The sequence below is a fragment of the Bacteroides sp. OF04-15BH genome (genome assembly GCF_003477995.1).
Lineage (GTDB): Bacteria > Bacteroidota > Bacteroidia > Bacteroidales > Bacteroidaceae > Paraprevotella.
The window spans coordinates 1-8,279 of record NZ_QUEM01000057.1 but is presented as its reverse complement, the minus strand read 5'-3'; the positions used below and the strand labels follow the sequence as shown (position 1 = coordinate 8,279).

Annotated in this window: 11 protein-coding genes; all 11 read left to right on the top strand. The window is 45.2% G+C overall.

The genetic code is table 11. The features are described 5' to 3' along the window. Positions 1–459: tyrosine-type recombinase/integrase (locus tag DXA74_RS15160; protein WP_147401151.1), on the top strand; the 459-nt coding region annotated here is incomplete at its 5' end. Positions 460–536: 77 nt separating this feature from the next. After that, the gene (locus DXA74_RS15155; RefSeq protein WP_032535954.1) at positions 537–869 is read left to right on the top strand and encodes a hypothetical protein; all 333 of its coding nucleotides are present in this window, start codon (positions 537–539) and stop codon (positions 867–869) included. A 78-nt stretch (positions 870–947) separates the two neighbouring features. After that, entirely contained in the window at positions 948–1,538 is a 591-nt protein-coding gene (locus tag DXA74_RS15150; protein WP_007568839.1) for a T6SS immunity protein Tdi1 domain-containing protein, read from the top strand. Between the two features lie 85 nt (positions 1,539–1,623). Beyond that, positions 1,624–1,974, top strand: coding sequence for a hypothetical protein (locus tag DXA74_RS15145; protein WP_074784350.1), 351 nt, complete (start codon positions 1,624–1,626; stop codon positions 1,972–1,974). Then, positions 1,964–2,314, top strand: coding sequence for an immunity 51 family protein (locus DXA74_RS15140; RefSeq protein ID WP_074784353.1), 351 nt, complete (start codon positions 1,964–1,966; stop codon positions 2,312–2,314). The genes DXA74_RS15145 and DXA74_RS15140 overlap by 11 nt, the downstream gene beginning before the upstream one ends. A 78-nt stretch (positions 2,315–2,392) precedes the next feature. Next, a complete protein-coding gene (locus DXA74_RS16950) occupies positions 2,393–2,785 on the top strand; it encodes a hypothetical protein (protein WP_009291865.1) in 393 nt (130 codons plus the stop codon). A 524-nt stretch (positions 2,786–3,309) separates the two neighbouring features. After that, positions 3,310–3,768 (top strand): hypothetical protein, encoded by a 459-nt coding sequence (locus tag DXA74_RS15125; protein WP_009291863.1) that lies wholly within the window; start codon positions 3,310–3,312, stop codon positions 3,766–3,768. Between the two features lie 28 nt (positions 3,769–3,796). Beyond that, a complete protein-coding gene (locus DXA74_RS15120; RefSeq protein WP_118404852.1) occupies positions 3,797–4,639 on the top strand; it encodes an AraC family transcriptional regulator in 843 nt (280 codons plus the stop codon). A gap of 31 nt (positions 4,640–4,670) precedes the next feature. Then, positions 4,671–5,573 carry an RteC domain-containing protein gene (locus tag DXA74_RS15115; protein ID WP_118113269.1) on the top strand — a complete coding sequence of 301 codons (903 nt, stop codon included), beginning with the start codon at positions 4,671–4,673 and terminating at the stop codon, positions 5,571–5,573. 104 nt (positions 5,574–5,677) lie between these two features. Further along, entirely contained in the window at positions 5,678–6,037 is a 360-nt protein-coding gene (locus DXA74_RS15110) for a helix-turn-helix domain-containing protein (protein ID WP_028729542.1), read from the top strand. Continuing rightward, positions 6,000–8,072, top strand: a complete 2,073-nt coding sequence (locus DXA74_RS15105; protein WP_118528962.1) for a bifunctional DNA primase/helicase — start codon at positions 6,000–6,002, stop codon at positions 8,070–8,072. Before DXA74_RS15110 ends, DXA74_RS15105 begins: the two co-directional genes overlap by 38 nt. The last annotated feature ends 207 nt before the right edge of the window (positions 8,073–8,279 follow it).

The window sequence follows — 8,279 nt, the reverse complement described above, 5'->3', positions numbered from 1 at the left end:
GTTTACTCTGCCGGACTTAGAAGAAGCGAATTGCTTAACCTGACCCCGCAGGACATCAACAGTGAAACAATGTCGGTTCGCATCATGGGCAAGGGGAAGAAATGCCGTTATTCGCTCCTTTCACCCAAGTTGCTGGAAGAACTACGGCACTACTTCCGGGAATATCGCCCACAAAAATGGCTGTTTGAGGGCGAAACACCCGGAGAGCAATATTCGGCAAGTGCATTGGTGAAAGTGCTGAAAGAAGCCGCACATCGTGCTGGCATCAAACACCGTGTACACGTACACATGCTGCGCCACTCCTTTGCCACACACTTGCTGGAACAGGGAACAGACCTGCACACGATACAGGAATTGCTGGGACACAACGACATCAAGACCACAACCATTTATCTTCATGTGTCAAGTGCCCATAAAGCAAAAATCCCTAATCCTCTTGATACACTGGATAATTCGTGAGGTGCAGTTATAGGAATGTAGGAACGACACCATAAGGTGCGGTTATAAATAAATTATGAACAATTAGAGTACACGATATGAGAAATGAAATTTTACAGTTGAAAGATTTGGGTCGTATGCCTAATGAAAGCATCAATGATACAGAGAGTATTGATGAATTAGTAAATACTTATGATGCCTTATTAGAACAAATACAACTTCCCATATCATTTGATGAAGCTATGGTGTTGGTACAAATCTTTCCTGAAAATGCTTTTTATGATTTGCAGTGGAGTTTATTAAAACTTGTAGAGTCTGTTTGCGTTGATGATGAGAATAAGTATATTCAGTTAATAAACTCTTGCCCAAGCCAAGAATGGCGGGACACTCTAAATGCTCGCTATGCAAATTATAAAAGGCACAAGGGGTAAAGTAAGTTCATAACAAGCCGGGATAACGGACTAACGCCGTTCCCCGCCAAGCCATTATCAACCATAAAACGTAGAAATATGTACGAAGAATTTTTAGAAAAAAGCCTCAATAGTAAGAGGCAAGCAGTAGATGATACTTTTATAGCTAAATATGCTGATTTGTCTTATCCCGAACTGAATACTTTATGGCAGGAGGTCGGGTTGGGAAGTTTTTGTAATGGGCTGTTTAAGCTCATCAATCCGTCCGATTATCAGGATGTGATAAACTCCTGTTTTGAAAAGGAGGATGACCAATCATTTCTACCATTCATGTGTACGGCTTTCGGAGATCTCTTTGCTTATGTAAAGAATCCGAGACTGAATAATTACGTTGTTTATCTGAATGTCAGATACGGAACATATTTAATACTTCCTGCCAATCTTCGTGCGATTTTTAATAAGGTAATGGTAAATGAAAGTTTTTTGAAAGGCTGGTTTGATTTAGAAAATTATCCTGTAATACAAGAAAAACTCGGAACTCCAGATTATGATGAGTGTTTCGGATATTCTCTACTATTGGCTTTGGGAGGAAGTGAAGACATTGAAAACATCAAGATAGTTAAGACTATTCCGTACATTGACATTTGTACCCAAACAATCGGCGAATTTGAAATTGCAGATAAATGGTGAATATAGAATAGGTTGATAACGAAGCAGGATAACGGCAAGCCGTTCCCTGCTGAACCATTAGCATCGAAGAATAAATTGAAATGTAATGAAAAAGATATTTAGTACAGCACCAGATGGTAATGAAATGGCCGATATGGCAAATGCACGCTACTTTAATTTGGCTATAAAACAAATTGAAGAAAATGCAGAATGGTTAAAAACAGCCAACAAACCAACACAAGCTCTTTTAGCACACATTGAAATACTAATTATGCTTGCAAAAAGATTTCCAATCGATGCAAATTTGAGTATCAAAAAAGACAAAGTTCAAGAATGGAAAAAGACGTTTAATGACTGGTTTGAGCGTGTGGGAAATAAAATTCCTACCAAATTCAGGGACGGTATAAAAGCCAATGGTGATGAACTATTTAAAGAATTGGAACAATATGGACACTAAAGATTTTGAAATGAAAATTCAACCTTTCTTTTGGGTTGATCATGAATCGACAGCTTCAGTATGTCTGAATGTTGGAGAATACAAAGCTGAAATCTTCGAAGCAAGAGAGGACGAGGGCTTTGAGGGGAACGGCTATGACTGGGAGTCCTTAGCTCGTGTCTTTGTGGAAGAACAAGTACCAGAATTATCGGATAAAATTGATTTTGATTCTGAAAGTAGTATGTTTTGTGCCTACTCAAAAGATAAAGAGGCATTGAAAAGCTTTATTCTACAATTCAAGGAAGCGTGTGAAAACCATGTATTGATTATGGATTTGTTTTTTCGTGCTGAACTTGATTAAGAAACGATGCTAACAAACACCTGTGCCGCCTAATGGCGGCAAGCTGCAAACCATTACTAACAATACGAATAACTCTTTATGATAAAATTCATTTTAGATGCGATGTATTATCAGATATTCATATTTAATAGGGATAAATTTATATTGGAAAATCCACATGAGCGGACGATACAGATAATATGTGGAATATTATTTCTTCCTGTTATAGTACTGACGTATCTACTGATAAAGGAGAATTTCAATTATAAAACCCCTTTTGTGTTTTTTATCATAATCTATGTTTTACTATACAAAACATTCTGTTCGTATTATATCAAAAGGAAAAAAGGTATGGAAATTATAAGGAGTAAACCTCTAATATTTAATAGCCAAAAGATTTCTTCCTTCATATCATGGATGATTTATCCCATTTTGGTTGTATTACTTTATTTTATAATAACACATCGTCATTGGCTAAAAATTATACAATAAAGATTTAATAAGTTAGTAACAACGAAAGATAGCATCTGACGATGCTCCTTTCTAACCAATAGCGTACATATATGAATAATGTAACAAGAGTAAGAATTGTATATGAATGTAGCATAATAGGTGTTGTTTTGCTGACATTCTTAAAAGGTATGTTCCCATACATGGGAGCATGGTGGCGAGTAGCCCTTATTACTGCACTTGTAGGATTGTGGTTTTCACTATCTTATCTGAAACGGTATAATTATAAATGGGGGTTCAATTACATAGGAAATCATTTATACATTAACCTCTTATTGAAAGTACAGAAGTGGTTTCAGAACGCTACAATCATAGCCTTATTGATACCTGTATTCTTAAAAGACCTCTTGTATAATCAATATTGCTTAGTAGCATATATATTGCTTGTAGGTATGTTCTTGGGCGTGAAGCTGGCTACTTACACAGTAGAGTACGCTATATATAAAAGCAAATTCATTGGTAACAAGGAAAGATAACCCCTGAACGCTTTCCCTCACCAAACCATTATGAATAAAGGAATAAAAAAGACAGATAACTATTTTGAACGAGTGAAGCAACGTGCAAACCGGACGAATTACAGATACTATTTTTTTGACTACCTATATTTCAAGGGAGAGGTTTGGGGCAAGAAGATAGGTCGGATGTCAGGTTTTATACTGCTGTTTTGGTATTGGTGGTGGATAGTAGTTCTGCCCGGTAACTTTCTCCTGATTAACAATGTACCGCAATGGTCGTCCTTACATCTTGGCTATTTAGGTGCAATGTTTTTGTTTATTTGTGTATTTATTCTTGCACGATACAGGAAAACCCGTGTACAGGCATTGTTGAACCGCTACCGCCGCTCTAAGCATATCAGCGCAGTACAGGCATATTTTCTGTTCCTGCTGCCCTTTGTACTTTTCTTCTTAGAAACATGGCTGTTCGATGAATGGGGTTGGACGGATTGCGTGAGGTGGAACAAATGATATGTCATTCATATATAAAACATCAGATATGGAACAACGGATTACATCATTATTGCTTCCCGCTCCCGAAGCGGAGCTGGAAGCGTCCTGCAAGGAACTGGACGAAAAGGTAACATGGCTGCTGCACAACAGCCGGAAAATGGACAACTACTTGGAACTTGAACCGTTCAGCAAGGACGGGCGGCTGTGCGCCCACGTGTGCGACACGCTCAAAAGCCTGCCGGAAACGCCGACACTGGCGGCGTACAAGGACTACAAGGCAATCATCATTCTGCTGGGTATGTCCACCACCCGTTACGCCATACTGGACGAACTGGCGGAACAGCACCGCAAGCGGGACGACATACCCGAACTGACCGCCTACTGCGATGCGCTCCACTGGATGCGACCGGGACGGCAGTACCTCTGCAACGTGTACAACACGGTATGCCACGCTTTCCACCTGCTGCGGAGAAACCCGGTAAGGGACAACCGCCTGCTGGTGACGGAAAAGGAGCTGCGCCACGCCGAACGGATGCTGCCGGAACTGGGCAGGCAGACGTTCACCGAAATGGTACGTCTGAAAGGCTACATGGTCTATGATGCCGAGCAACTGGCGGACAAATGCGGCATGGAATACGGCTCGTTCCGGCGAAAGGTAAAGAAAATGACCGGGTACACGGCTAAGGAATGGGTGATAAAGGAACGGGTAAAGGACGTGGAACACTACCTGACGAACACAAACCTCACGCTTACCGAAGTGGCGTTCACCACCGGGTTCGCATCGACATCGAACCTGAACGACTTCTGCAAGGCGTATCTTTTAGATACCCCCGGAGAAATACGCAGAAAAGCGCAGGAAACAAGAAAATGCACAGTTACAAGAACGTAATGTGAAAAATCAAGAATAAAACAGAATTTTTATGCCCGTAACTTTGTGCTTCATAAAAGATAAGCACAAGGTTATGGAACATAAGATACTGTTGGAAACATACTTCGCCGGACTGCTTCAAAAAGTGGAATGGCAGATACAGGAATACGAGGACACCGCAACGGACACGCTGACGCTCTGCCGCCTGTGCGTGGACTACCTGCAAGAGATACTGGACGAACTCAAAACCTTTATAATCTCCTACCCGTTCGCCAGCACGGAAGAAGAAATACACTTCTTCAAGGAACTGAAACCGCTTTTAGCGAGCAAAATCATCTATTACAATACCGTTTACAAGATAGAGGTGCGCTTCCCCAGCGGCAGCGAGGACGTGCAGCGGGACTACCTGCTGTCGGAAACCGACCGGATTTCAAGGTCGTTCCAGCGGAACTTGGCGTTCTACCAGTACCACCGCACGAAAGCCACCTACTTGGACAGGCAGTATTTCATGCGTGGGAAGCCTGACATACAAATCATTGTGGACAGTTTCTATTACGAAACAGACCCACAGTTCAGCACCAGTCACGACTTCAAGGTAGCCAAGATTTTAGCCAACGAACTGCTGGAAATATACCTCACCAACCGACTGCACGAGCTGGAACGCCGGGAACAGCGCAAGCGGGTGAAGAACGGCTTCACGGGAAAGGTGCTGCGCTGGACGGGGACGAAAAGGGCGTTGGTGGAGCTTGTCTACGCACTGCACGCCTGCGGCTGTCTGAACAAGGGAACGGTTGATATTAAGGAGATTGTAGCCTATTTTGAATACGTTTTCGACATCGACCTCGGCGACTTCTACCATACCTACATGGAACTCAAAGCCAAGACCAAAGACCGCACGGGCTTCCTCTCCACCCTGAAAGACAGGTTGCTGCTGCGCATGAGGGAGCAGGATTAGGCAACCGTTCTTTAACAAAATTTATTTCGCCACAGGTGGGTTCGCCTGTGGCGTTTTATTTTTCAGGACACCCGAACTTTGCGGCAAATCAATTAGTTACCATTATGGAAATAATAACATTCGAGTCCAAAGCCTACAAGGAGCTGGACAACAAGATTACCGCCATTGCCGACTACATCTTCAACCACGTGGAAACGGCAAGGCAAAGCGAGGAAGACATGTGGGTGGACAGCTACGAGGTCTGCACGTTCCTGAAAATAAGCGAAAAGACCCTGCAACGCCTGCGGGTGTCGGGGACTATCGCCTATTCCAACATCAGGGGACGCTACTTCTACAAGGTCAGCGAGATACGCCGGATGCTGGAAGAACGCCTGATAAGGAGCAACAAGGAGAACATCGACAACCTGATAACCAACCACCAACTGTATGCTAAGGAAAGAGGAAATCTTAGAAAGAACAAGTAACGGGCTGGCGATATTCAAACACTACCTGCCCGGAAACTGGCGCATAGGTCGCAACTTCCTTAACCCGCTGTACGAGGACAGCAAGGCTTCCTGCAACATCTATTTCGACCGCCGGGGCGGTATCTACAAGATGAAAGACTTCGGAAACGACAGTTACAGCGGCGACTGCTTCTTCCTCGTGGGGCAGTTAAAGGGGCTGGACTGCAACCGGGCGGCTGACTTCGTGGAGATACTGGAAATCATCGACCGGGATTTGGGCTTGGGGCTGGCTTCCGGCACTCCGGTTTCCGTTTCTCCTGTAACCGTCCGCAGGGCAGTGCCGGACAAACCCGAAGAAACACCCGAAAAGCCCGTCAAGCCCTACCAGTTCCGGGAACAGAAGTTCCCGCTTGCCGAACTGGTGTACTGGCAACAGTACGGCATCACGCCCGAACTGCTGGAACATTACAAGGTCTGCTCACTCCGGGAGTACAACAGCGAAACGGCAGAGGGCAAACCGTACACCTACACTTCATCGGTGGCAGAACCCATGTACGGCTACAAGGGCAAACAACACATCAAGCTGTACCGCCCGTTCTCCACACCCCGCTTCCTCTATGGCGGCAGCTTCGGCGAAAACTACTGTTTCGGGCTGGAGCAACTGCCCGCCAAAGGTGACACGCTCTTTATTACGGGTGGCGAGAAAGACGTACTTTCACTGGCGGCGCATGGTTTTCACGCTATCTGCTTCAACAGCGAAACGGTGACGATACCGCCTACGCTGGTTTATCGGCTGACGTTTCGCTTCAAGCACATCGTCCTGCTCTTTGACATGGACAAGACGGGCAGGGAAAGCTCACGCAAGCAGGAAAAACTACTGGAAGAATTTGGCGTGAAACGCCTGCTGCTCCCGCTTCCGGGAACGAAAGAGGAAAAGGACATATCCGACTACTTCAAAGCCGGGAACACCCGTGAAGATTTCCTGAAACTGTTTATCGAATTTTTAGACAACCTGTATAGCGACACATTGATTATGCTAAAATCATGCGAGATAGATTTCAACAACCCGCCCGCCAAAGCGCAAGAGATTATTTCGGCGGGTGACGTTCCGTTAGGAACACAAGGCAACCTGTTCGGCATCACCGGGGGCGAGGGAACGGGCAAGAGCAATTATGTAGCCGCAATCGTGGCGGGCTGCATCTGCCCGGCTGGTGCGGACATAGATACGCTGGGCATACAGATAACTGCCAACGGCAGGCACAAGGCGGTCTTGCTCTATGACACCGAACAGTCGGAAGTGCAACTGTTCAAGAATGTAGGCAACCTGCTGGCACGTGCCAAACAGCCGGACAAACCCGATGAACTGAAAGCGTTTTGTCTTACAGGTATGTCACGCAAGGAACGCCTGAACGCCATTGTGCAGAGCATGGACAAGTTCTACTACCAGTACGGCGGCATCCAGTTGGTCGTCATTGACGGCATCGCCGACCTTGTTAAGAGTGCCAACGATGAAGCGGAAAGCGTAGCGGTAATAGATGAACTTTATCGGCTGGCGGGCATCTACAACACGTGTATTCTGTGCGTGCTGCATTTCGTCCCCAACGGATTGAAACTGCGGGGACATTTGGGCAGCGAGTTGCAGCGCAAGGCGGCTACAATCCTTTCGATAGAGAAAGACGATGAACCCGCCCAGTCGGTGGTAAAAGCCCTGAAAGTAAGGGACGGAAGCCCGCTGGACGTGCCGCTGATGCTCTTTGCATGGGACAAGGAAGCGGGGATGCACGTGTACAAGGGCGAGAAGCCCCGTGAGGAAAAGGAGAAGCGCAAGGAAAGGGAACTGGTGAATGTCGCACGTGACATCTTTGGGCGGCAGACACGCATCACCTACATAGACCTTTGCGAGCAATTGCAGCAGGTCTTGGACATCAAGGAGCGCACCGCAAAGAGCTATATCCGCTTCATGCGGGAAAGGGACATCATCACCAAAGACACGGCGAACCAAAGCTGTTTTGTCATCGGTTCATATAATCTTCGATGGAACACAAGTTGTCCATAAGCGTATGGATAAAACTTGTGTAATTCATGTGCTTGTGTCCTGCCCTGTTGCGAAACACGGCAGGATTTTTTCTGTTTGCACGTGAAAATTCAGGGTATTTGCTTAACTTTGCAGAAGTTACACGAAAAAAGTAACGGCAGTTGGACGGCGGTTGCCGGAATATTGCCTTTATATATAACATATACGTTCGCCGAACGTCCCAAAGTA